Origin of the sequence: Methylocystis parvus (genome assembly GCF_049675845.1) — a bacterium.
GTDB lineage: Bacteria > Pseudomonadota > Alphaproteobacteria > Rhizobiales > Beijerinckiaceae > Methylocystis > Methylocystis parvus_A.
Window position 1 is genome coordinate 1,126,479 of sequence record NZ_CP187161.1, and the last position, 23,027, is coordinate 1,149,505.

Genomic DNA, 23,027 nt, shown 5'->3' on the forward strand with positions numbered 1-23,027 from the left:
TTGGTCGTCTCCAAACCGGATGCGGGCCTGCATAGGCTGCACGGCAGCCCGCACCGGCGTAGGACCGAGCGCTCTTCGCTTTGGCTCAGAGGCGGAAGGATCCTCCCTCCAGGCAGGGGTCCTTCCGCCTTTTCGCAATCCCCCTCGACAACCTCCTGAAAAGCAAAGCCCAAGCGCTGCGTATATTGGGAAAATCGATCCCAAATATTTGTTCTTTCTATTTTCAAAGCAGATCGTTCAAACGTCATAATTCGCCGCGTGGTCAAGGAAAATCCCAAGGGAAAGGCGAAAACTGATGCCGTCGACGACCATTCAATTTTATGAGACCACAAGCATTGGAAATTTTGGAGCCACAAAAATTAGACTTTTCTCAAGAATAGGACGGCGAATATGACAGTTTTAACGCTTGCTTCGCCGCGCAGCCCATGCTTAAGGTTCCGCCCCGAGGGAGAGAAGGTCGCTCGTTCCGCCGCTTTCCCCGCTTCCGCGGGCGCGCCCGCTTGCGAACAGAAGCCCGAACGCCTTCAGCCCAATCGAGCCAAGGATCGTCAGCCCGCATGATGGCGGATTTCGACAGACTGACGGGCGGCAAGCTGCTGCTGCTTCTTGGCGCGCTCGGCGTGGGATATGTCGACGTGCTGTCGAACGTCTCCGGCCACAGCATTCTCACGCCCTACTCCGCCGGCTCACTGGAAGGCGTCACGCCGAGCTTCGCGGCCTGGGGAACGACCTTCTATCTGATCGGCGTCGCGCTCGGCGTGCCGCTCGCCCGCATTCTGTCGGGCCGATACGGGGAGTATCGGACGCTCCTCGCGGGTTACTTCTGCTACGCGATCGCTTCTCTTGTCTGCGCCTTCAGCGAGACAATCTTCATGTATGCGCCGGCGCGCTTTTCCTTCGGCGTGATCGGCGGCTTCCTCGCTGTCGTCAGCCAATCGGCCGCGCTCGGAGAACTGCCGGAGAAGCAATACAAGATCGGCCTGGGCTATTGGGCCGCGCTCGGTATCCTTCCCTATACGCTCGCCGTGTTTCTCGGCGGCTTCTGGGCGGAGTATTTCTCCTGGCGCTGGCTCTTCTACACGAACGCGACGCTGGGCTTTCTCATCTCCGCGACGGTTGGGGCGCTCCTTTACGGGCGCAGCTACAAGCGCAAAATCGTCCGCTTCGACGCCGTCGGCTTCGGCCTTCTCGCCGCGATCCTCGTCGGGTTGCAGATTATGTTCTCGACGGGCAATGATTTCGACTGGTTCGGCTCGCCGCTGCTCGAACTGGATCTGATCATTCTCGTCGTCCTGGTTCCAGCCTTCATCTTCTGGGAATGGGGCGAGCGCAATCCTATCGTCGACGTCCGCCTTTTTTCGCGGTCGAGCTACGCCATCGGCGTCGCCTGCGGCTTTTTCGGCTTTCTCACCATTCAGGGCCTGATGTCGCTCCTGTCCGTGCAGATGCAGTTGCTGCTCGGATACACCTCGTCGCTCGCGGGCAACGTCTATCTCGTCATGATGATCGCGGGCCTGCCGCTAGCCGGCTTCATGTACGCCATCTCCAAGGCTGTCGACGTCCGGCTCGTCATCTGCCTGATGTGCGTCTCTTCCTCCGTGGTGCTGACATGGCTCGGACTCTTCGACAAGCACGCGTCCTTTGACGCGCTCGTCATTCCGGTCATTTTCCTCGGCCTGTGCGTCGCGGCGCTCTCCGCGCCGACGTCCACGCTTGCGACTTACGGCATGGCGGGCGCGACATATAAACGCGCCGCGGAGGAGTTCCTGCTCTTCCGCCTTGTCGGCGGCGCCTTCGGAATCGCGCTGCAGAGCGTGATCTATTTCCGCCGCACCCCATGGCACCAGCTCAATTTGTCTGATTATCTCGGGGGAAGACGATACGCCTCTCTGGACACGATCGCGACGCTGACCCAACAGTTTCAAAATCTCGGCATGTCCGAATCGGTGGCGCGCCGCCAGATTGCGCGCGTGATGCGCCAGCAGGCGGGCATATTGGCTCTCAACGACGCCTTTCTGCTCGGCGCTTGCATCATGCTATTGCTCGGCGTCCTGGTCTGGTTCGCGCGGTTGAAGAAGGACCCATCCGCCTATGCGACGCATGCGACGCCGAAACTCGGGGGCAAAGCGGTGACGGCGGGACATTGATGCGCATGTGCAGATTCTTCCGTCTGTCCCTTCTTGCGGGCGCCACGCCGCTCGCCGCCGGCTGCATGCCGACGGCGCAGGAGGAGCGCGCCCAGTTCATGGAGACGCCGTCCCTCAGCCGCACGGTTGCGGCCTCGGGGGTCCGGAGCGTCAGCAGCGAGAAGGGTTGGCCCGGCCAGCAATGGTGGCGCGCCTTCAGAAGCGCCGAGCTCGACCGGATCGTCGAGAAGGCGCTCGAGGACAACCAGAACCTCAGAAAAGCCGCGGACACGCTCAAGGAGGCGGAGGCCGGAATTGACGTCGCGAGCTCGCGCCTGACGCCTTATATCGAGAGCGATCTTACCTATAAGCAGTATCGCTACGCAGAGCGCGGCGTCGCGGCGGGGCTGAACCCCAGGCAGGCGGGACTGGAAAAGTCGGCCGCCTTCCTCAACCCGATCTCCGCCAAGTGGGAGCTCGATTTCTGGGGCAAGAACCGCGCCCTGCTCGACGCCTCTATCGGCGACGCGCTGGCGCAGGAAGGCGAACTCGAACAGACCCGCCTGGTGCTGACGACCAGCGTCGCGCGCGCCTATCTGCGCGGCTATGTTCTTGCGGAACAGCTCAAGCTCGCCAAGGAGCTGACGAAACTGCGCCGCGAGCTGCGGGGCCTCGCCGAGACCCGTTACAATACCGGCATCGAAACGCTCGACATCGTGCAGCTCGCCCGGGCTGCAGAGGAGTCGGCGGTGAGGCGGGAAGCCTCGCTCGAGGCCGCCATCTCCATCCAGGAAAACGCGCTGGCGCGCCTCATGGGCGAAGGGCCGGACTACGCCCGCAATCTCCTTGCGGGCAAGAAATCCATCGCGCCCGTTCAGCCCTCTCTGCCGAAGCGCCTGCCGATCGAACTCCTCGCGCATCGTCCCGACCTGATGGCGGCGCTGCGCCGCGCGGAGGCCTGGGCGGATCGCATCCATGCCGCGAAGACGATGTTCCTGCCCTCTATCGACCTCTCGGTCACGGCGGGCCTCGAAGCGTCGGTCACCTCGTCGCAATTCGCAAAGCTCGGCGGCTATCTCTTCAATCCCGGCGCGATGGTCTACAGCGTGACGCCGGGCCTGCATCTGCCGATCTTCCAGGGCGGCAAGCTGACGGGCAATCTCGAAATCCAGCGCGCCGATTACGATCAGGCGGTCGACACCTATAACGAGACGGTGCTCGCCGCCGCTCAGCAGGTGGCGGACGCGCTCGCCAATCTCAAGCGCTACAAAAGCGAATACGAGTCTCAGGGGCGTTTCATCAAGGCCCGCAAGGCGGAACTCGAGCTGGCGCGCATCAGGCTGCGCGACGGGCTGCGCGACCGCCGCGAGGTCGTGCAGGAATATGCCGACATGCTCGACGCCATCTTCATTCAGCGCGGTCTCGAAGGCGACAAGCTCATAGCGGCGGTCGATCTCTTTCAGGCGCTCGGCGGCGGTTATGACGCCGGCCCGGCGGCCAATGAACCCAGACCCGCGCCGGAGACGGACCCGATCAACCCGGTCGTCAACGCCGTCCAATCGCTCGGAGGAGGCTGATCTTGGGCGAACAAACAACAGAGGCGCCAAAAGCGCCCACACCCATGCTCTCGCGCAAAAGCATTCGCGCGCGGCGGAACTTCCTGCTGAAAGTTCTCGCAGTCGGCGTCGGAGTCGGCGCCCTGGCGGCGGCGTTCCGCTATCTCACTTATGACCGAAATTGGGTCGTGACGGACAACGCCTTCGTCACCGGCAACATCATCCCGGTGCAGTCGGACGCAACCGGCGTCGTCGCTCAAGTGCTCGCGGAAGAAACGCAGCTTGTGAACAGGGGCGACGTGCTCGTGCGCCTCGACGCGCAGCGCGCGCGCGCCGCATTGGGACAGGCCGAGGCGGAACTTGCCCGCGCGGTCAGAAATGTCGGCGCGCTCTTCGCCAGCCGCCATCAGGTCTGCCAGAAGGTCACGTCGCGCACCGCCGTCCGCGAGCGCACGCGACACGATCTTGCGCGCTACAAGCAAGCGGCGTCGAGCGGCGCCGCGTCGAACCAGTTGCTGCAGAACACTCAGGACACCCTCACCGCGCAGGAGGCGGACCTGCGCGAGGCGCGCGCGGAGCTTCGAGCCATCGAGTCGCGCGTGGGGGGCGTCACGCCGACGAACCATCCCGACATCGAATTCGCCAAAGCGCGTTTCAACGACGCCTATATCGAATTCCTGCGCCAGAACATTCGCGCCCCGGCGACCGGCTATGTCGCGAAGCGCCGCGTGCAGGTCGGCCAGCGCGTGCGACCGGGCGACCAGATCCTCAACATCGTGCCGCTCGATCACCTCTGGGTGGAAGCGAATCTCTGGGAGAACCGGATGGAACGGGTCCGCCCCGGCCAGCCGGCTCTCATCAAGGTCGACCTTTACGGTTCGAGCGCGACCTTCCATGGGACGGTGGAAGGCCTCGTGCCGGGGTCGGGCGCCGTCTTCGCCACGCTGCCGCCCGACAATGCGACAGGCAATTTCATCCGCATCGTGCAGCGCATTCCCGTGCGTATCGCCATCGATCCGGAAGAGCTGAAGACGACCCCGCTGCGGCCGGGCCTCTCCACCATCACCTCGATCAATGTGAGCGCGGAGGCTAAGCCCGCGAATGACTCCATCGTGAAGACGGCGGCGGGAGAATATTCGACCGAGGTCTTCGATAAGGATCTGATGGAAGCGAAAGCCCGCGCGGACAAGATCGTGAAGGAGAATCTCGTCGCCGGCGCGGAGGCAAGCGATGGCGCTTGCGCAGCGGCGGAGTGATTATTTCCCTCTCTCTCCGGGAAACTGGGAGAGGGGAGCGGCTTTGATCAACATCATGACTAAACAAAAAACGCGGCCCCGAAAGGCCGCGTTTTGCGTTTCTCGATTGAGTTGCTCGCTTACGCGAATTCCATGATCACTGCGTCGACCGCGAGGCTGTCGCCCGGCTTGGCGACAATCTTCTTGATCGTCGCGTCGCGCTCGGCGCGCAGCACGTTCTCCATCTTCATGGCCTCGACCATGCAGAGCGCTTCGCCGGCCTTCACTTCCTGGCCTTCCTTGACGTCGATGGTCTTCACGAGGCCCGGCATCGGGCAGAGGAGATGCTTGGAGGCGCCGGCGTCCTTTTTCTTGGGCATGTAGGCGACGAGCTCGGCCTCGCGCTGCGTATAGACACGCGCCTGGACGCTCACGCCCTGATGCGCGAGTTCATAGCCGTTGAGGATCGGACGGACCTGCACATAGACCGCGCGGCCGTCGACGTCACCCTTGAAGACCGGCTCGCCCGGACGCCAATGCGAGGAGATGCGATGCGCGCGGTTGTCGCCTTCCGCGAAGCGGACGACGAGCGCCTCGCCCTGCTCCTCGAGCGCGACATCATAGCGCGCGTCGCCGAGCATGCAGACGCGCTCGCGCGAGAACTCCACCGGGCGGCCGTTCATGAGCTGGCCGGTGATCATGCGCTTGCGGGCGTTGCCGATGTGATCCATCAGCGTCGCGACGGCGGCCAGCGTGAGGGCGAGATCGCCCTTGGGCTCCGGCGCCGTAAAGCCTTCCGGGAATTCCTCGGCAATGAAGCCGGTCGAGAGCTTGCCGGTGCGCCAGCGCTCCATCTGCATCAGGGTCGAGAGGAAGGGAATGTTGTGGCGGATGCCGTCGATCACGAAGCGGTCGAGCGCGTCGGCCTGCGCCACGATCGCGCCAAGACGATCCGGCGCATGCGTCACGAGCTTGGCGATCATCGGATCGTAATGGATCGAGATCTCGCGGCCCTCGGTGACGCCCGTGTCGTTGCGCACGGTCACCCCGCCTTCCTTCTTCTCCTCCGGAGGGCGGTATTTCACCAGACGGCCGATCGAGGGCAGGAAGTTGCGGGTCGGGTCTTCGGCGTAGATGCGGCTCTCGACCGCCCAGCCATTGATCTTGACGTTCTCCTGCTTGAGCTGCAGGGGCTCCCGCCGCGACGCGGATCATCTGCTCGACGAGGTCGATGCCGGTGATGAGCTCCGTGACGGGATGCTCGACCTGCAGGCGGGTGTTCATCTCGAGGAAATAGAAGCTCTTGTCCTGGCCGCGACGAATTCGACCGTGCCGGCGGAATCGTAATCGACGGCCTTGGCGAGCGCGACGGCCTGCGCGCCCATCTCGGCGCGGGTCTCTGCGTCGAGCAGCGGCGACGGGGCTTCCTCGATCACCTTCTGGTTGCGGCGCTGGATCGAACATTCACGCTCGTTGAGGTGAAGACGTTGCCGTGCTTGTCGCCGAGAACCTGGATTTCGATATGGCGCGGATTCTGACGATGAACTTCTCGACGAAGACGCGGTCGTCGCCGAAGGAGGACGCCGCCTCGGATTTCGCGCGGGTGAAGCCCTCGATGACCTCGGCGTCGTTGAAGGCGATGCGCATGCCCTTGCCGCCGCCGCCGGCGGACGCCTTGATCATGACCGGATAGCCGATCTCATTGGCGATCTTGACCGCCTCTTCCGGCGATTCGATCACGCCCAGATAGCCCGGCACGACGCTGACCTTGGCGGCCGCGGCGAATTTCTTCGACTCGATCTTGTCGCCCATCGCCTCGATTGCGCGCGGGTTGGGGCCAATGAAGACGATATTGTTGTCCTTGAGCGCCTTCGCGAAGGCGGCGCGCTCGGAGAGGAAGCCGTAGCCCGGATGCACGGCCTCGGCGCCCGTCTGCTTACAGGCTGCGATGATCTTGTCGATGAGCAGATAGGACTGCGCGGCGGGCGGCGGCCGAGATGGATGGCCTCGTCGGCCATTTCGACATGCAGCGCGTCGGCGTCGGCGTCCGAATAGACGGCGACGGTGGCGATGCCCATCTTCTTCGCCGTCTTGATGACGCGGCAGGCGATTTCGCCGCGGTTGGCGATCAAAATCTTGCGAAACATGCGCGCGCCCTAAGCCCTCGTTCTCTCACCTCGCCGCCCGTTCCTTTCCCCAAGAGGAAGGCGGGCGTCATTTTTCTTTTCGCCGCAGCTCTCACGGCCTCGCGGCTTTGGCCTCTCCCCACTCGCATGGGGAGAGGAAAATCACTTCGCTTCCGTCTCGTCGTCGGCGCGCTTCACCTGCACGCTGTCGACGATGCCGAAAGCCTTGGCTTCTTCCGCCGACATGAAGTGGTCGCGATCGAGCGTGCGCTCGATCGTCTCGTAATCCTTGCCCGTGTGACGGACATAGATGTCGTTGAGGCGCTTCTTGACCTTCAAAATGTCCTCGGCGTGGCGCTGAATGTCCGACGCCTGGCCCTGGAAGCCGCCCGACGGCTGATGCAGCATGACGCGCGGCGTTGGGAAGCGCATAGCGCATGCCGGCCTCGCCGGCGCAGAGCAGAAGCGAGCCCATCGACGCCGCCTGGCCGACGCAGAGCGTCGAAACCTTCGGCTTGATGAACTGCATCGTGTCGTAGATTGCGAGGCCCGCCGTCACCACGCCGCCCGGCGAGTTGATGTAGAGCGAAATTTCCTTCTTCGGATTTTCCGATTCGAGGAAGAGCAACTGCGCGATGATGACCGAGGCCATGTGGTCTTCGACCGGGCCCGTCAGAAAGATGATTCGCTCGCGCAACAGGCGCGAATAGATGTCGAAGCCGCGCTCGCCGCGCGACGTATTCTCGATCACCTGCGGAATGAGATACTGGTTGTAAACCTCGATCGGATCACGCATCGCATCGCCTTCCCGAGCGCGGCCGTCTCGGCGCGCCGCGCATTTAGACCGGCCGCAAGGCAATTACTCGAACTTGCCCCGCGTCCCTCTCATGCAGCCACGCCGGCGGAGGCGTCCCCCGCCGGCGAAAACCGTTGTCCCGTCATATGCCGGAGCGCGCCGGGACGCAAACGAAGCTTACGCTTCGTCGTCTTCCTTGAAGAGTTCGTCCTTGGTCACGGTCTTGTCCGTGATCTTGATCAATTTCGAGATGTGATCGACGACGCGCTCTTCGTAGATCGGCGCGCGCAGCTGGGCGAGCGCCTGTTCATTGTTGCGGTAGAAGTCCCAAACCTGCTTTTCCTGGCCGGGGAACATGCGGGCGCGCTCGATCAGCGCGTCGGTCAAGTCCTTGTCCTCGACCTTCACGCCGGCGCTCTGGCCGATCTCCGCAAGAACAAGGCCAAGGCGCACGCGGCGCTCGGCGATCTTGCGGAACTCCGCCCTGGTCTCGTCTTCCGTCTTGCCCTCTTCGGCGAGCGGCTGGCCGGCGCGGCGGCTCTCGGCCTCGTGCTGGCCCCAGATATTGTTGAATTCCTGCCCGACCAGCGTCTCGGGAAGCTCGAAGGAATAGCGGCTGTCGAGAGCGTCGAGCAGCGCGCGCTTGAGCTTGTCGCGCGAGACCTTGTGGAAGTCGGCTTCGAGATTGCCCTTCACCGCTTCCTTCATGGCGTCGAAATTCTCGAAGCCGTATTTCTTGGCGAGCTCCTCGCCGATCTCCAGCGCCTTCGGCGCGGCGACGCCCTTCACGGTCACGTCGAACTCGGCGTCCTTGCCGGCGAGATGGGCCGCGGAATAGTCCGCCGGGAACGTCACCTTGACGACGCGCGCGTCGCCCACGGCCGCGCCGACGAGCTGGTCCTCGAAGCCCGGGATAAAGGTGTTGGAGCCGAGCACCAGGTCGATGTCGCCGCCCGTGCCGCCTTCGAAGGCGACGCCGTCCAGCTTGCCGGTGAAGTCGATCGTCAGCTTGTCGCCGGACTGGGCCTTTTCGCCCTCGGCGCGCGGTTCGAATTCCTGAACGCGGTCGGCAAGGTTCTTCAACGCGGCTTCGATGTCCGCGTCGGCGACCTCGGCGACCGGGCGCTCGAGCGAGATGTCGTCGAAGGAGCCGATTTCAAACTTGGGCAGCGTCTCGAAAGTGACGGTGAAAGCGAGATCGCCTTCAGCTTCGAGGGCGCGCTCGACCTCTTCCTGGCCGCCGGGGAAATCGAGCTTCGGCTCGACGGCGAGGCGCAGCTGGTTGTCCTCGACGATCTTGCGGTTAGCCTCGTTGACGGCCTCCTGCAGGACCTCGCCCATGATGCTCTTGCCGTAGAGCTTCCTGAGATGGCCGATCGGCGCCTTGCCGGGGCGGAAGCCCTTGATCTGGGCCTTGGCCTGCACGTCCGCGAGCTGGGCGCCGAGCTTGGCGGCGAGGTCGCCCGCCGGCACCACGACCTTGAATTCCTGCTTCAAACCCTGCGAGGAGGTTTGCGTCACTTGCATGTCGATCGCCTTCTACAACTTCAAAGCCGCCCGTGCGCGCGACGGCGGCTCATGCATAAATTCCGCGAAACTGCGGCATTTGGTGCGGGCGGAGGGAGTCGAACCCCCACGACTTTCGTCACCGGAACCTAAATCCGGCGCGTCTACCAGTTCCGCCACGCCCGCGAGAGCGGCCCCAACCGGACCCGCCGCGAAACTTGAACCCGCGACCGCGGGCGCCGCTCTATAGCATGGCCGACGCGGGATGCTCGAAAAAAATACGGGCATGTTACAGTCCGGCCGACGTCATCCAGGAGACGCGTCCATGATTCGAGCGGCCCTAGCAGCCCTCCTCTTGATTTGTCCCGGCGCGGCCTTCGCCAGCCCGACCGACTGCGCCAAAGCGACCCGCCCACCCGCGAAGACGATCTGCGAGGATCCGACCCTTGCGGCGCTCGACAAGGAGGCGTCCCGCCTCGCCGTTCTGGCCGGCTCCAGCCCGCAAATGACGGCGTCCCGCAAATCTGAGCTTGCCCGAAGCGAGGCGAGCTTCCGCAAGACTCTGCCGGTCTGCGGGGACGCAAAACCCTGCCTGCAACGCACGCTGGTCGAACGGATCTTCCATCTGAGGCAAGTCTACGCCGAGGCGCGCACGAAGGACTCGGAGGGAATCAGCCTTGGCCCTTCCGTCGCGGCCTGCCCCGGCTTCGACGCGCTGATCTCTGTGACCTTCGTCAACAGCGACCCCGCCCTCGCCTTTCTGGTCTGGCGTGACAAGGCCGTCGTCCTGAAACAGGCGGTCGCGGCCTCCGGCGCGCGCTATACGGGAGCCTATGGGCCCGGCGAGGCGCAGTTCTGGAACAAGGGGCAGGAAGCGACGGTCGATCTGCCCGGAAAACCCACGCTTAACTGCGAGATTCACCAGGGCGGCTAGCGCGCTCGCGCGACGACCGGAATTGCGCGCCGCCCTTAGCTAAGCCATATGCATCCCAGCCTCCCGACCCCGAAGGACGACGCCCATGCGACAGCCCAACCGCCGCGCTTTCCTCTCGGGCGTCGCCGCGAGCTTCATATCCCTGCCCGCGGGCGCGACGTCGCCCATGGGGCCGCGCATCGTCGAGGCGCGGCCGGGCAAGGCGACCATCGGGACGGGCGAGACCGACATTCTGGGCTTTGACGGCGTCACGCCGGGGCCCATCCTGCGCTACAAGCAGGGCCAGGAGCTCGCCGTCCGACTGGTCAACAAACTGGACCTCCCGGCCTCCATCCACTGGCACGGGCTGCGCGGCGAGAACGCCATGGATGGCGTCGCGCCGCTGACGCAGGCCGCCGTCGCGCCGGGCGCCTTTTTCGACTATCGGCGCAAGCTGACGGAGCCGGGACTCTTCTGTTATCGCCCCAGCGTTTACGGGAAGACGCCCGAGCTGATGGGCCGCGGCCTCAAGGGGCTCCTCATCGTCGACGAGCCCGAGCCCCTGCCCGCCGACCACGACCTTCTCCTCGTCCTCGACGACTGGCGGCTTTCGCAGGACAAGATCGACGGGGCCTTCGACGACCCAGCGGAGGCGCGCAGAGCCGGGCGCCTGGGCCCGCTCCTCGCGGTCAACGGCAAGGCGGCGCCGAACCGTTTGGAATTTGCGGCCAATTCGCGCGTGAGGCTGCGCCTCGCCAATCTCGCCAACGCGCGAATCATGATCCTTACCTTCGATGGCGTGCAGCCTTTCGTCGTCGCCATCGACAGTCAGCCCTGCGACGCCTTCGAACCGGTCCGGCGCAGCATTCCCGTCGCGCCCGGCGCACGGTTCGAGCTGATCTTCGACATGCCGGCGACGGAAGGCGCCAAGGCGCGCCTCTTCCTGCGCGGCGCCGACGGCGCCGAGAGCGACCTCATCGTCGCGACAGCCAAAGGCGCGAAGGCCGAAAAGCGCGGCCTCATCTATTCCCTGCCGGAAAACCCGACTTTGCCGGCGGAAATCAAGCTCAACAACGCCAGGAAGGTCGATCTCGTGATCGAACCCGGCGCCGCTGGCGGACCGGCGTGGACGATCAACGGCGCCGCGTCGAAAGCCTATGACGGGCCGGCGCTTTTTACTGTGAAGCCGGGGACGCCGGTCACGCTGGGCTATGTAAATAAATCAAAAGTCCCGCTCGCCATGCATGTGCATGGCCACGCCATGCGGCTGCTGCATGATCTGGACGACGGGTGGGAGCCTTATTGGCGCAACGGCGTGATCGTTCCCGCCGGCAAGACGAAGCACGTCTCCTTCATCGCCAACAGTCCCGGTAAATGGGCGATTCACGACGACATTCTGGAGCACGAAGCGTCGGGCCTGGCGACATGGTTCGAGGTCGCCTGATCTTGACCACATCTTACTGAAAACTAAGAGAGTTCAGCATCACATTGAAATAAAATGGGGATTTTTCCTTTTTTTTCAGAATTGCACCCGATAATCGGCAGCAGCGTAAAATACAACCTGTGATTTTTGGTGGGATGCGCTGGACTCTTGCGTCCATCGCCGATCTCGCGCCGGACGGATGCATGAACCCTTCAATGCTGGCGGATTGCTTGGGCGACTCTCTCATCGGCGCGCGCGCAGTGAGGACGCCCGTCGCGCGCGGAAATGCGTGTGAGAGACTTCCATGACGGAAATTGTCTTCCGCGGCCCCAAAGACCCCTGGGAGTTTCCCAACTGGCGCTTCGAGACGCTCGACATCGAGCATCATCCTGAAACCGCGTCGATTTGGATGAACTATCGGGCCGACGCGCCGCAATGCTACACGCTCAACATGCTCGTCGAGCTGCTGCAGTTGCGCGACTCTCTCCGCGCGCTCGTGGCCGGCGGGCGTACGGAAGATTTTCCCTTCCGCTACCTCGTCATGGCCGCCAAGCGGCCAGAGGTTTTCTCGCTGGGCGGCGACCTCGAGACCTTCGCCGCGGCGATCCGCCGGCAGGATCTTTCAACGCTCGTCACATACGCGCACGCCTGCGTCGACCTCGTCTATAGCTATTCGCAGAGTCTCGACCTGCCGATCGTCACGCTCTGCGCCACGCATGGGCAATGCCTGGGCGGCGCGCTGGAGGCGGCGCTCGCTTTCGATTTCATCCTCGCCGAGGAAGACACGATCTTCGGGCTGCCCGAAGTCGCCTTCAATACATTTCCGGGCATGGGAGCGGTGACAATGCTCACCCGCCGCGTCGGGTCCGCGTTAACCCAGCAGATCATCATGAGCGGACAGACCTATACGGGACGGGAAATGTTCGAACTCGAAGTCGTCGACCAGGTCGCTCCGCGCGGCGCCGTCCGCGCCGCGGCGATCGAATGGATGCAGGAGCCGGACGACAAGAAGTGGCGTCGCCGCCGCGCCATTGCGGAAGCGCGCCGCCGGAGCCACCCGATCACCCATGACGAGTTGATTCGCATTACCGAGCTTTGGGCGGAATGCTCGGCCCGGATCGAGGAACGCGATCTGAGGCATATGGAGCGGCTGGTACGCGCGCAGCGGAGATTGGTCGGGGTGACGGGAAAGTCTGCAAAGCCCGAGCGATCCCTTGAATCCAGCTCGTTTTGACGGCGACGGGGAACGGACTTGCATATGAAAGTCTCGATCCATCACAAGACATCCGCCGAAGCGGAGATTTACGCGGATCTCGTCGAGACTCTGTTCGATACGACGCACACGCTCATCACCGGCATTCTTTCCGGCGTCCTGATTCCGACCATCGCCTGGCTGTCCACTGGGACCGCCTCCTATCTCGGTCTCGTCGCGATGATGGCCGCCGTCGGCGCCTATCGCGTGGAAGTGCTCCTCGCCCATCAGCGCACGCCGATCCAAATTAGGCGGCGAGACGCAGCGATCTGGGAGCGGCGCTACGCCACGGGCGCGATCATGTTCATGGGGCTGCTGGGCTTCTCGGCGGCCGTTCTGTTCAACTACCACCACCAGGAGATGATCGGCTATTACGGCGTGATCATCATGACCGGCGTCACCGGCAATCTGGCCAGCCGCAACGCCGCGCGGCCGAACATCGTGTTCTGGCAGGTGATGGGCACCTGCATGTCCCTCGCCTTCACCCTGCTGATCAATTTCTCGCCCTGGTACTGGGGCATCTCCGCCTTTCTGTTCTTCGGCGCGCTCTCTGTCTTCAAGACGACGAAATTCCTGCAGGGCCATCTGGAGTCCGCCTTGCGCAACGGCATCGACGCCATGCGCCAGCGCCAGAAATTCAGCATCGCGCTGAACTCCATGACCCATGGGCTCTGCATGGGCGACTCGACCCTGACGATCTCGGTCATGAACCGGCGCATCGTCGAGTTTTTCGGGATCGTCGCCGCCGCGACGCCGATCCGGCTCGACGCCCTCGCCCATGCGATCGGCCGGAGCGCCGGCATGGCGCCCGTGGAAACGTCCATGTTCACGGAAAGGTGGATGCGCCACGCCTCCATGGCCCACGCCAACGTCTTCATGCACAAGATCGGCGACCGCTATTTCGACTTTCATTGCGAACGCGCGGAAGACGGCGCCTTCATCACTGTCGTCGAGGACGTCACCACCAAGCAGCGGGCGCTGCGCGAGATAGAGCGCATCGCCCATTTCGACGAGCTGACCGGCCTGCCGAACCGCTACCAGTTCCAGGACGCGCTCGGCGAGGATCTGTCGCAATTGAAGGTCGAGGGCCGCACGGCCGCGCTTATCAACATCGACCTCGACCGCTTCAAGGAAGTCAACGACACGCTGGGCCATGTCTTCGGCGATCAGCTTCTGGCCCATGTCGGCGCACGGCTGAGCCTCTGCGCGCCGACGCCGAACCTCGTCGCCCGGCTCGGCGGCGACGAATTCTGCGTCGTTATGCGTGGATCGCCCGAGACGGAACAGATCGCGGCGATGGCCAGCCGCATTCTCACCGAGATGAGCCGTCCCTTCCTCATCGACGGCCATCGGATCACCATCGGCGCCAGCATCGGCGTCGCCATCGCCCCCACAGACGCCGACACGCCGGTTGGCCTCCTGCGGTGCAGCGACCTCGCTCTCTACAAGGCGAAGACGAACTCCCGCGGCACGGCCGTCTGGTACACGCCGAAAATGCAGGAAGAGCTGCTCAGGAAGCGGGAGATCGAGGACGATCTACGCGAGGCGCTCGCCCGCAACGAGTTGAGCGTCTTCTATCAACCAATCGTCGATTCGCGCCGTGGCGCGGTCGTGGCCATGGAGGCGCTTCTGCGCTGGCGCCACCCCCAACGCGGAATGGTGTCGCCCGGCGTCTTCATCCCGATCGCAGAAGAGACGGGAATGATCGTCGAGATCGGCGCCTGGGCGCTGCGCCAGGCCTGCCGCGACGCGACCGAATGGCCGTCCCATATCCGCGTCGCGGTGAATCTCGCCCCGCTCCAGTTCCAGCAGTCCGACCTCGTCGACACGATCGCGGCGGCGCTGGAGGAGACGGGCCTTCCCCCCGAGCGGCTCGAGCTGGAGATCACCGAGTCGGCGCTCATTTCCCACACGGAGGACGTCGAGGCCAAGCTCAATTCGATCACGCTGCTCGGCGCGCGATTGGCCCTCGACGACTTCGGCACGGGCTACAGCAGCTTGAGCTATCTCAACCGCTTCCCGGTCAAGAAGGTCAAAATCGATCAGGCTTTCTCCCGCCAGGCGATCGATTCGGCAAAGACCCAAGCGATTATCGGCGCGATCTCGACGCTCGCGCGCGATCTCGATCTCGATCTCGTCGCGGAGGGCGTCGAGACGCACGCCCAGCTCGCCTTCATGGCGAGCAAGAACATCTTCCTCATCCAGGGCTATCTCTACAGCAAGCCCCGGCCGATCGAGGAACTCCTGCCCCTCCTCGAGGACTGGGCGGACGCTCCCCGTCTCGCCGAGGCCGCTCTCGCCTGATCAGCTCCGCTGGACCATGTCGACCGGGCGACGGTCGATCGGCGGCTCGGCCAGACGCTGGGCCCGGAAGATCGCGTGCGACGCGTTGTAGCGCCGTTCGAAATTCGTCAGGTACGCCAAAATTCCACTGAAATCCGGCTGGGGGGCCACGACGTCCTTGACGAGCATCAACTCCTTGGCTTCGGCCGCCGACAGGGTGCGCTCGCTGTCGATCAAGCGCTCCGCCTTCACGAATCCGATCCGCCGGCCCAGCGCGGCGTAAAGGCCGAAGAGATCGAACGGTTCTCCTGCGAAGGAGAAACGCGCGCCGGTCTCCGCGACGAGCGCGGAGCAGTTCATCGCGAAGTCGAAATCGAGCCCGTTCAACAACGACCGCGCCCAGGCGAGCGTGATGACTGGCGTGTCGACGATCAGATCCGCATTGGCGGCGACCATTTCGCCGAAACCGTCCGGGGCTCTGGTCGCCTCGGCGCCGCCCTGCGCGAAGTCGAAGACCAGGAATTTCAGGGAGGGATGCGCGCCGCTCTCGATCTTGCGCAGCAAGTCGAGGACGACGTCGATGCTGGCGCGGTCGAAACCCGCACGCGCCTTGGAAACGACGAGGGTGTCGCCCTCGCGTAGCCAGGTCATCTTTACGCCCGCCTGAAGCGGGTTGAACGCTTGCCAATCCTTACTCGATACAAGTCCCATGGTGGCCTCTGGGCTAAATCAGCGAGACGCCGATCGTTAAGAAAAACTTAACGCAAAGCATCCGTTTTTCCCACGACAAATTAGGGACTCGTTAAAATTCGAGCGCTTCTTGGTTAATGGCGGGTTGTAAATCTCGCTCCTTGCGCGCGGTGGGAGGCCCAAAAACACTGCGCGGCGTGTGGCTGAAGGTCGCGGGACAGCCGCCCTTGAATTGATATATGCTAATAACAAGCTGCTAGGGGCGTCCCCAACCTGCCAGACAAGGGCGCTTGCGAGCTTTCCTGGGAGACGCGGCGATCACGCGGCGGCTGAAGTGTGAACCGCTCGGAAAAGAAGCGGCAGAGGAATGATAAGAGGGAGAAACAGTATGAAAATGCGCTTTCTCGTCGCCATGACCCTGGCGACGGTCGGTTGGGTGGCCCAGGCGCACGCGCATGGCGACGTCGGCTCCAACCAGGGCCAGTGTCTCATGAAGATCGGCCCGGACACGATGAGCTTCACGGGCTATCAGCCGCTCAAGTCCCGCGAGCAGTTCTGCGACGACATTCCGGACGCCGGCCCGACCATCATCACGCTCGACGCCCAGCAGGACGAGCTGCGTGAGATGAATCTCGAAATGCGCGTCTTGCGCGACGTCGGCCAGAAGGACGACAACGAGAACCTCCAGGCGAACACCGAATATTATTCGCCGCCGAAGAAGTACAAGACCGGCACGCTGACCTTCGATCACAACTTCGCGAACGAAGGAAAGTATATCGGTATCGTGAAGGCCAAGAGCGACGACGGCAGCAAGGAATATGTCGCCCGCTTCCCCTTCTCGGTCGGCCTCACCTCCACGAAGGACATGACCATCGCCATCTTCTTCGGCCTGCTGGCCGCAGCGGGCTTCGGTCTCTGGTACAAGCACCAGTTCATCGACAAGAAGAAGACGGCGGCCTGATCGGCCAGCAGTCTCGTCGGAACTGACAACAAAAGAAGCCGGGTTCGCCCGGCTTCTTCTTTTTACGGAAGCTCCTCGATCCGGCCGTCGCGGAGCGTAACGCGGCGGTCCATCTGCTCCGCCAACTCCAGATTGTGCGTCGCAATGAGCGCAGCGAGCCCGGATTGCCGCGCGAGCGTCATCAGCGTCGCGAAAACAAGGTCCGCCGTGCGGGGATCGAGATTGCCGGTTGGTTCGTCGGCAAGGAGCAGATGCGGCGCATTGGCGACGGCGCGGGCGATGGCGACGCGCTGCTGCTCGCCGCCCGACAATTCCGACGGCCGATGCGAGGCGCGCGCGCCGAGGCGTAGATATTCCAGCAATTGCTGCGCGCGGGCCTCGGCCTCCTTGCGGTCGAGGCCGTTGATCATCTGCGGCAAAGCGATGTTCTCCAGCGCGGAGAACTCCGGCAGCAAATGGTGGAACTGGTAGATGAAGCCGATCGTCGCCCGGCGCAGATTGGTGCGCTCGGCGTCGTTCATCCGCGACGTCGGCGCAGAGTTGATGAAGGTCTCGCCGCCATCCGCCCGCTCCAGCAGGCCGGCGATATGCAGCAGCGTCGACTTGCCGGCGCCCGAGGGCGCGACCAGCGCCACGGTCTCGCCCGGAAAGATCGAGAGGTTGATATCGACGAGAATGTCGAGGCGCGCCTCGCCTTCGCGATAGTGGCGCGCAATATTGCGCAATTCCAGAACGGCGTCGCTCATGCGTTCACTCGTGCCTCAGCGCTTCAATGGGGTCGAGCGAAGCAGCCTTCCAGGCGGGGAAGATCGAGGCGAGGATCGCGATGACGAGGGTCATGACGACGATCACGGTCACCTCACGCGTATCGACGATCGCCGGCAACCGCGACAGGAAATAGAATTCCGCCGGAAACAGATTGGCGTCGAAGACCTTGTTGAGGAAAACGCGGATCGTCTCGAGATTCTCGGCGATCAGAAGGCCGAGCAGGAAGCCGGCGAAGGTGCCGACGACGCCGATCGACGCCCCGATGATCAGGAAGACGCGCAGCACCGACCCGCGCGATGCGCCCATGGTGCGCAAAATCGCAATGTCCTGCGTCTTGTCCTTCACCAGCATGGTCAGGCCCGAAATGATGTTGAAGGCCGCGACGATGACGATGAGGGTCAGGATGATGAAAAGGATGTTCTTCTCGACCTGGAGCGTGTCGAAGAACGTCTTGTTGCGCTGGCGCCAGTCGGTGACGATCACCGGCCGCGTCACGGCGCTCTGGAAGCGCGCGCGGAAGAGGTCCATCTGGTCGGGATCGTCGACGAAGACCTCGACAACCGTCGCCTCATTGTCCTTGTTGAAGAAGCTCTGCGCCTCGGCCAGCGGCATATAGACGAAGACATTGTCGAATTCGGACATGCCGATGGCGAAGATGGCGGAGACTGTATAGGCCTTGATGCGCGGCGCGACGCCAAAGGGCGTCTGGGCGCCCTTGGCGATCAGGAGGCTCACCTTGTCGCCGACCGTCACGCCGAGCGTCTCGGCGAGGCGCTGCCCGATGGCGACGCTCTCCCCTTTGTCGAACCCCGCGAGCGCGCCGATCTTCACATTCCCCGCAATGCCTGGCAGGCGCACCAGATCCTTCTCGCGAATGCCGCGCACCAGCACGCCGGACTGACCGAACTGCGTGGAAATGCCGGCGGCGCCCTCGACCATCGGAATGGCGAGCTTCACGCCCTGAACTTTCCCGGTCTTGGCGGAGAGGTCGTCCCAATCCGTGAACGGCGTCTCGACGGCCTGCAGAAAGGCATGGCCGTTGATGCCCATGATCTTGTCCATCAGCTCGCGATGGAACCCGTTCATCACCGAGGTGACGACGATCAGCGTGGCGACGCCGAGCATGATGCCAAGGAAAGAGAAGCCCGCAATGACGGAGACGAAGCCGTCGGCGCGGCGCGCGCGGACATAGCGCAGCGCCACCATCCATTCGAAAGGCGAGAAGGCCCGCGCCCTCGGGACGGGCGGCGCTGCCTCCTCCGCGGCGGTCGTCGCAGTCGTCGTCGCTTCGCTCATACGGCCATCCTATGATGGCGGACGCCTATGCGAGCCTCATGGCTCGCTCTCACGCGCCCGCCTGCTTCACCGTCTCGACGATCCGGGCCACCGCGTCGGCCGGGGCCAGCATCTCGCGCTCGCCGGTCTTGCGGCGCTTCACTTCCACCCTGCCCTCGGCCAGGCCCTTCGGCCCAACGAGGATCTGCCAGGGCAGGCCGATCAGGTCGAGCGTCGCGAATTTCGCGCCGGGCCGCTCGTCGCGGTCGTCATGCAACACGTCGAGCCCAGCGTTTTCGAGCTGCTCGACCAGTTCGCCGCACACCTTGCCGGTCGCCGCGTCCCCGACCTTGAGATCCGCGACGCCGACATGGAAAGGCGCGACCGCCTCCGGCCAGACGATGCCGGCGTCGTCGTGGAAGGCCTCGATGATCGCCGCGACGAGTCGCGAGGGGCCGATGCCGTAGGAGCCCATCTGCACGACGACCTCCTTGCCGTCGGGACCGTTCACCACCGCCTTCATGGGCTCGGAATATTTGGTTCCGAAGTAGAAAATATGGCCGACCTCGATTCCGCGCGCGGCGACCTTGGCGTCGTCCGGCACCGCGGCGAAGGCGGCTGCGTCATGCATCTCGCTCGTCGCGGCGTAACGGCTCGTCCATTTCTCGAAGACGCCCTGCATCGCCGCCGCATCGTCGAAGTCGACATCCGCCGCCGGAGGCGCGAAGGACAGGAAGTCCTTGTGGCAATAGACCTCGCTCTCGCCCGTATCCGCGAGGATGATGAACTCGTGGGAAAGATTGCCGCCGATGGGGCCCGTGTCGGCGGCCATCGGGATCGCCGTCAGCCCCATGCGGGCGAAGGTCCGCAGATAGGCCGTGAACATCTTGTTGTAGGAGTGGCGGCTGCCTTCGGCCGTGAGATCGAAGCTGTAGGCGTCCTTCATGAGGAATTCGCGCGAGCGCATGACGCCGAAGCGCGGGCGCACCTCGTCGCGGAACTTCCATTGGATGTGATAGAGATTGAGCGGAAGATCCTTGTAGGAGCGCACATAGGCGCGGAAGATCTCCGTAATCATCTCCTCATTGGTCGGCCCGAAGAGCATTTCGCGCTCATGGCGGTCCTGGATGCGCAGCATCTCCTTGCCATAGGCGTCGTAGCGGCCGGATTCGCGCCACAGGTCCGCCGACTGGATCACCGGCATGAGGCATTCGATGGCCCCTGCCCGGTTCTGCTCCTCGCGGATGATGCGCGTGATGTTGTTGAGGACCTTCAGCCCTAGCGGCAGCCAGGCGTAGATGCCGGCCGATTCCTGCCGGATCATGCCCGCCCGCAGCATCAGCCGGTGCGAGACGATCTCGGCCTCCTTGGGCGTCTCGCGCAGGATGGGCAGGAAGTAGCGGGACAGACGCATGGATTTTCCATTCTCGATTCGAGGACGCCGAGCATAGCGGCGGCTTGCGGGGGGTTGAAGCGCGGACGGCCCGAAAAGGCAAGCTTCGAAGGCCGCGCCCTTCCCTTTCCGCCGCCCGGGCGCCATGTCGAGGGCGGAACGGGAGGATCGGATGAACCAGGACGTGCGCCAAAATCCGGCGGAGAGCCGCTTCGAGCTGGAGGTCGACGGCGCGCTCGCGCTCGCGGAATATCGGCTCGAAGACGGGGTGATGACTTTCACCCACACAGAGACGCCCCCGTCGCTGCAGGGGCGTGGGGCGGCCTCGAGGCTGATCCACGGCGCCCTGTTGGCGGCGCGGGCGCAGGGGCTGAAGGTGCGGGCGACATGTTCTTTCGTGGTTGCCTACCTCAAGCGGCACCGGGAGTTCGCGGATATCGAGGGATAGTCGGCCCGACCACATCGGCGTCCCACTTACCCTAAAGAACGTCATCATCCTGTAACGATTGTCTGCTCCCGCCCGTTTTCAAAGGCGGCTCGCGCGCTAGCTTAGCCGGTTGCGACCATAAAACCGCAACTGGGAGAGACGCCATGAAGCTGATCGTGACCATCGCGCTGACGGCTATGCTGGCCGCGAGCGCCGCGACCTCCGCGACCGCGAACTCCATCGATTACTACAACCGATACGGGTCGAACTGCGACACCCCCTCCAAGGCCTGCTGAGTCTCCGAAAAGGCCGCGCCGGCGGGTCTCCCCGCCGGCTGTCCTCACCCCGCCTCCGCCTCCGCAGCGAATTCGAGCCACTGCTCTTCCGCTGCGGCGAGCGCCTTGGCCAGCTCGTCGCGCTGCGCCGCGAGCTTCGCGGCCTCCTGCGGGTTGCGCGAGAAGGCGTCGGGGGCGGCGAGCGCCTCGTCCACCCGCGCGAGAAGCTGCGTGAATTTCTCCACCTTCGCCTCGGCCTCCGCGAGCTTGCGGCGGTAGAAGCCCGCGTCCCGGCGCTTGGGGGCCGCCTCGGCCAAAGGCGCGGGCGGCGGCTCTCGCCTGGGCTCTTCGGCCTTGGTCTTCGACAGGACCATCTTGGCGTATTCGTCCATATCGCCGTCGAAGGGCTTCACAGTGCCCTCATCGACGAGCCAAAGCCGGTCGGCGCAGGCCTCCAGCAGATAGCGGTCATGCGAGACCAGCACGACCGCGCCTTCATAGTCCATGATCGCCTCGATCAGCGCCGCGCGGCTGTCGATGTCGAGATGGTTGGTCGGCTCGTCGAGAATGAGCAGATGCGGCGCGTTGAAGGAGGTGACGCCCATCAGCAGCCGCGCCTTCTCGCCGCCCGAGAGATGCGCGACCTTGGTGTCGGCCCGCGCGCCGGAGAAGCCGACCTGCGCCGCCTTCGCCCGCACCCGCGCCTCCGGGGCGTCGGGCATCAGCCGCGAAAAGACCAGATAGGGCGTGTCGTTCTCGTTGAGATCGTCGACCTGATGCTGGGCGAAGAAGCCCGCCTCCAGCTTGGCGGCCCGCACCATCTTGCCGGCCATGGGCTCGAGCCGCCCGCCGAGGAGCTTGGCGAAAGTCGACTTGCCGTTGCCGTTCGCGCCCAGCAGGCCGATGCGGTCGTCATTCGAGATCGACAAAGTCAGGCGCGAAAGCACGACGCGGTCGCCATAGCCGACGCTCGCCTTTTCGAGCGCGATGATCGGCGGCGAGAGCGGCTTTTCGGGCGACGGGAGATGGATCGGCAGCACGCTGTCGTCGACGATGGCGGCGACCGGCTCCATCTTCTCCAGCATTTTGAGGCGCGACTGGGCCTGCCGCGCCTTGGTGGCCTTGGCGCGGAAGCGGTCGACGAAGGCCTGCAAATGCTTGCGCTTCTCCTCCGCCTTCTTCGCGCCCTTGGCCGCGAGCAGCGCCGCCTCGCGCCGCTGCTTTTCGAAAGAGGTGTAATCGCCCTTGTAGAGGGTCAGCTTGCCGCGCTCGAGATGCAGGATGTGAGTCGCCACGTCGTCGAGCAGGTCGCGGTCATGGCTGATGACGATCACGCTCGCGGGATAGCGCGCGAGATAATCGACGAGCCAGAGCGTGCCTTCTAGATCGAGATAGTTGGTCGGCTCGTCGAGCAGCAGCAGGTCCGGGGCCGAGAACAGCACCGCCGCCAGCGCGACGCGCATGCGCCAGCCGCCAGAAAATTCAGAGAGCGGCCGCTGCTGCGCCTCCGCGTCGAAGCCAAGCCCGTGGAGAATGGCGGCGGCGCGCGCGGGAGCGGAATGCGCGTCGATATCGGCGAGGCGCGTTTGAATCTCGGCGATGTCGTGGGCGTCATGCGCCGTCTCGGCGCGCGCCAGCAGTTCGGCGCGCTCGAGGTCGGCGGCCAGCACGAAGTCGATGAGTTTCGTCGGCCCGCCCGGCGCCTCCTGCTCGACCCGCCCGAGCCGCGTGCGCGCCGGCAGGGCGATATTGCCCGATTCGGCGGCAATCTCCCCGGCGATCAGGCGAAACAGCGTGGTCTTGCCCGCGCCGTTGCGCCCAACGAAGCCCGCGCGCGAGCGGCCCGGCAGAAAGACGCCCGCATGGTCGAAGATGAGCCGGTCGCCGAGCCGGTAGGTGAGTTCGTTGATGGTGAGCATGGCCGCAAGGGCAGTAACAGGCTCGCGCAACGCTCGCTAGGAAGAATTGACGGCGCTGGGAGAGGAAGCCGACGAGAACTCGGCACGCTCCTTGCTTTGTCCC

Annotated in this window: 16 protein-coding genes, 1 tRNA gene and 2 pseudogenes; 10 read left to right on the forward strand and 9 right to left on the reverse strand. The window is 64.2% G+C overall.

Features of this window, described 5'->3' with window-relative positions:
- Window positions 1–557: 557 nt before the first annotated feature.
- From ACPFMJ_RS06005 to ACPFMJ_RS06015, 3 genes are read left to right on the forward strand one after another with little or no spacing between them, the layout of a single operon-like run.
- Window positions 558–2,147 (forward strand): MFS transporter, encoded by a 1,590-nt coding sequence (locus ACPFMJ_RS06005; RefSeq protein ID WP_424362932.1) that lies wholly within the window; start codon window positions 558–560, stop codon window positions 2,145–2,147.
- Window positions 2,148–2,152: 5 nt separating this feature from the next.
- A complete protein-coding gene (locus ACPFMJ_RS06010; RefSeq protein ID WP_424362933.1) occupies window positions 2,153–3,703 on the forward strand; it encodes an efflux transporter outer membrane subunit in 1,551 nt (516 codons plus the stop codon).
- Window positions 3,704–3,747: 44 nt separating this feature from the next.
- Entirely contained in the window at window positions 3,748–4,938 is a 1,191-nt protein-coding gene (locus ACPFMJ_RS06015) for an HlyD family efflux transporter periplasmic adaptor subunit (protein ID WP_424362934.1), read from the forward strand.
- 119 nt (window positions 4,939–5,057) lie between these two features.
- Here the strand turns inward: ACPFMJ_RS06015 and ACPFMJ_RS06020 are convergent.
- The 4 genes and pseudogenes from ACPFMJ_RS06020 to ACPFMJ_RS06035 all read right to left on the reverse strand — a co-directional run bounded on the left by ACPFMJ_RS06020 (window position 5,058) and on the right by ACPFMJ_RS06035 (window position 9,531).
- A pseudogene (locus ACPFMJ_RS06020) lies at window positions 5,058–7,064 on the reverse strand (acetyl-CoA carboxylase biotin carboxylase subunit).
- Between the two features lie 141 nt (window positions 7,065–7,205).
- Window positions 7,206–7,839, reverse strand: a pseudogene (clpP, locus tag ACPFMJ_RS06025) (ATP-dependent Clp endopeptidase proteolytic subunit ClpP).
- A gap of 177 nt (window positions 7,840–8,016) precedes the next feature.
- The gene (gene tig / locus ACPFMJ_RS06030; protein WP_424362935.1) at window positions 8,017–9,366 is read right to left on the reverse strand and encodes a trigger factor; all 1,350 of its coding nucleotides are present in this window, start codon (window positions 9,364–9,366) and stop codon (window positions 8,017–8,019) included.
- 80 nt (window positions 9,367–9,446) lie between these two features.
- A tRNA-Leu gene (locus ACPFMJ_RS06035) sits at window positions 9,447–9,531 on the reverse strand.
- A gap of 139 nt (window positions 9,532–9,670) precedes the next feature.
- Here ACPFMJ_RS06035 and ACPFMJ_RS06040 point away from each other — a divergent pair.
- From ACPFMJ_RS06040 to ACPFMJ_RS06055, 4 genes are all read left to right on the forward strand, one after another.
- Complete coding sequence (locus ACPFMJ_RS06040) at window positions 9,671–10,279, forward strand: MliC family protein (RefSeq protein WP_424362936.1); 609 nt, start codon at window positions 9,671–9,673, stop codon at window positions 10,277–10,279.
- Window positions 10,280–10,364: 85 nt separating this feature from the next.
- Window positions 10,365–11,702 carry a multicopper oxidase family protein gene (locus ACPFMJ_RS06045; protein ID WP_424362937.1) on the forward strand — a complete coding sequence of 446 codons (1,338 nt, stop codon included), beginning with the start codon at window positions 10,365–10,367 and terminating at the stop codon, window positions 11,700–11,702.
- Window positions 11,703–11,985: 283 nt separating this feature from the next.
- A complete protein-coding gene (locus tag ACPFMJ_RS06050; RefSeq protein WP_424362938.1) occupies window positions 11,986–12,915 on the forward strand; it encodes a crotonase/enoyl-CoA hydratase family protein in 930 nt (309 codons plus the stop codon).
- 24 nt (window positions 12,916–12,939) lie between these two features.
- The gene (locus tag ACPFMJ_RS06055) at window positions 12,940–15,237 is read left to right on the forward strand and encodes a putative bifunctional diguanylate cyclase/phosphodiesterase (protein ID WP_424362939.1); all 2,298 of its coding nucleotides are present in this window, start codon (window positions 12,940–12,942) and stop codon (window positions 15,235–15,237) included.
- Here the strand turns inward: ACPFMJ_RS06055 and ACPFMJ_RS06060 are convergent, their stop codons facing one another.
- A complete protein-coding gene (locus ACPFMJ_RS06060) occupies window positions 15,238–15,867 on the reverse strand; it encodes an enoyl-CoA hydratase (protein ID WP_424362940.1) in 630 nt (209 codons plus the stop codon).
- Between the two features lie 427 nt (window positions 15,868–16,294).
- On the opposite strand from ACPFMJ_RS06060, the gene ACPFMJ_RS06065 reads away from it, so the two are divergent.
- Window positions 16,295–16,867: a hypothetical protein gene (locus ACPFMJ_RS06065; RefSeq protein ID WP_424362941.1), complete on the forward strand. Its 573-nt coding sequence runs from the start codon at window positions 16,295–16,297 to the stop codon at window positions 16,865–16,867.
- Between the two features lie 62 nt (window positions 16,868–16,929).
- Here the strand turns inward: ACPFMJ_RS06065 and ACPFMJ_RS06070 are convergent, their stop codons facing one another.
- The 3 genes from ACPFMJ_RS06070 to proS are packed head-to-tail and all read right to left on the reverse strand — an operon-like array spanning window position 16,930 to window position 20,324.
- Window positions 16,930–17,613, reverse strand: a complete 684-nt coding sequence (locus ACPFMJ_RS06070) for an ABC transporter ATP-binding protein (protein ID WP_424362942.1) — start codon at window positions 17,611–17,613, stop codon at window positions 16,930–16,932.
- Window positions 17,614–17,617: 4 nt separating this feature from the next.
- Window positions 17,618–18,931, reverse strand: a complete 1,314-nt coding sequence (locus ACPFMJ_RS06075) for a lipoprotein-releasing ABC transporter permease subunit (RefSeq protein WP_424362943.1) — start codon at window positions 18,929–18,931, stop codon at window positions 17,618–17,620.
- Window positions 18,932–18,980: 49 nt separating this feature from the next.
- Entirely contained in the window at window positions 18,981–20,324 is a 1,344-nt protein-coding gene (gene proS, locus ACPFMJ_RS06080) for a proline--tRNA ligase (RefSeq protein WP_424362944.1), read from the reverse strand.
- A 151-nt stretch (window positions 20,325–20,475) separates the two neighbouring features.
- Between proS and ACPFMJ_RS06085 the strand changes: the two genes are divergently transcribed.
- Together ACPFMJ_RS06085 and ACPFMJ_RS06090 are read left to right on the forward strand one after the other, a co-directional pair.
- On the forward strand, window positions 20,476–20,751 hold the full coding sequence (locus ACPFMJ_RS06085; protein WP_424362945.1) for a GNAT family N-acetyltransferase: 276 nt from the start codon (window positions 20,476–20,478) through the stop codon (window positions 20,749–20,751).
- 143 nt (window positions 20,752–20,894) lie between these two features.
- Window positions 20,895–21,026, forward strand: coding sequence for a hypothetical protein (locus ACPFMJ_RS06090; protein ID WP_424362946.1), 132 nt, complete (start codon window positions 20,895–20,897; stop codon window positions 21,024–21,026).
- Window positions 21,027–21,070: 44 nt separating this feature from the next.
- On the opposite strand, the gene ACPFMJ_RS06095 is transcribed toward ACPFMJ_RS06090, so the two are convergent.
- Entirely contained in the window at window positions 21,071–22,924 is a 1,854-nt protein-coding gene (locus ACPFMJ_RS06095) for an ABC-F family ATP-binding cassette domain-containing protein (RefSeq protein ID WP_424363797.1), read from the reverse strand.
- Window positions 22,925–23,027 lie beyond the last annotated feature (103 nt).

Excerpts from the sequence above, each read along its gene's own strand:
- ACPFMJ_RS06005 (WP_424362932.1), top strand. The coding sequence starts at position 558 with ATGATGGCGGATTTCGACAGACTGACGGGCGGCAAGCTGCTGCTGCTT.
- ACPFMJ_RS06010 (WP_424362933.1), top strand. The coding sequence starts at position 2,153 with ATGTGCAGATTCTTCCGTCTGTCCCTTCTTGCGGGCGCCACGCCGCTC.
- ACPFMJ_RS06015 (WP_424362934.1), top strand. The coding sequence starts at position 3,748 with ATGCTCTCGCGCAAAAGCATTCGCGCGCGGCGGAACTTCCTGCTGAAA.
- tig (WP_424362935.1), bottom strand. The coding sequence starts at position 9,366 with ATGCAAGTGACGCAAACCTCCTCGCAGGGTTTGAAGCAGGAATTCAAG.
- ACPFMJ_RS06040 (WP_424362936.1), top strand. The coding sequence starts at position 9,671 with ATGATTCGAGCGGCCCTAGCAGCCCTCCTCTTGATTTGTCCCGGCGCG.
- ACPFMJ_RS06045 (WP_424362937.1), top strand. The coding sequence starts at position 10,365 with ATGCGACAGCCCAACCGCCGCGCTTTCCTCTCGGGCGTCGCCGCGAGC.
- ACPFMJ_RS06050 (WP_424362938.1), top strand. The coding sequence starts at position 11,986 with ATGACGGAAATTGTCTTCCGCGGCCCCAAAGACCCCTGGGAGTTTCCC.
- ACPFMJ_RS06055 (WP_424362939.1), top strand. The coding sequence starts at position 12,940 with ATGAAAGTCTCGATCCATCACAAGACATCCGCCGAAGCGGAGATTTAC.
- ACPFMJ_RS06060 (WP_424362940.1), bottom strand. The coding sequence starts at position 15,867 with ATGACCTGGCTACGCGAGGGCGACACCCTCGTCGTTTCCAAGGCGCGT.
- ACPFMJ_RS06065 (WP_424362941.1), top strand. The coding sequence starts at position 16,295 with ATGAAAATGCGCTTTCTCGTCGCCATGACCCTGGCGACGGTCGGTTGG.
- ACPFMJ_RS06070 (WP_424362942.1), bottom strand. The coding sequence starts at position 17,613 with ATGAGCGACGCCGTTCTGGAATTGCGCAATATTGCGCGCCACTATCGC.
- ACPFMJ_RS06075 (WP_424362943.1), bottom strand. The coding sequence starts at position 18,931 with ATGAGCGAAGCGACGACGACTGCGACGACCGCCGCGGAGGAGGCAGCG.
- proS (WP_424362944.1), bottom strand. The coding sequence starts at position 20,324 with ATGCGTCTGTCCCGCTACTTCCTGCCCATCCTGCGCGAGACGCCCAAG.
- ACPFMJ_RS06085 (WP_424362945.1), top strand. The coding sequence starts at position 20,476 with ATGAACCAGGACGTGCGCCAAAATCCGGCGGAGAGCCGCTTCGAGCTG.
- ACPFMJ_RS06090 (WP_424362946.1), top strand. The coding sequence starts at position 20,895 with ATGAAGCTGATCGTGACCATCGCGCTGACGGCTATGCTGGCCGCGAGC.
- ACPFMJ_RS06095 (WP_424363797.1), bottom strand. The coding sequence starts at position 22,924 with ATGCTCACCATCAACGAACTCACCTACCGGCTCGGCGACCGGCTCATC.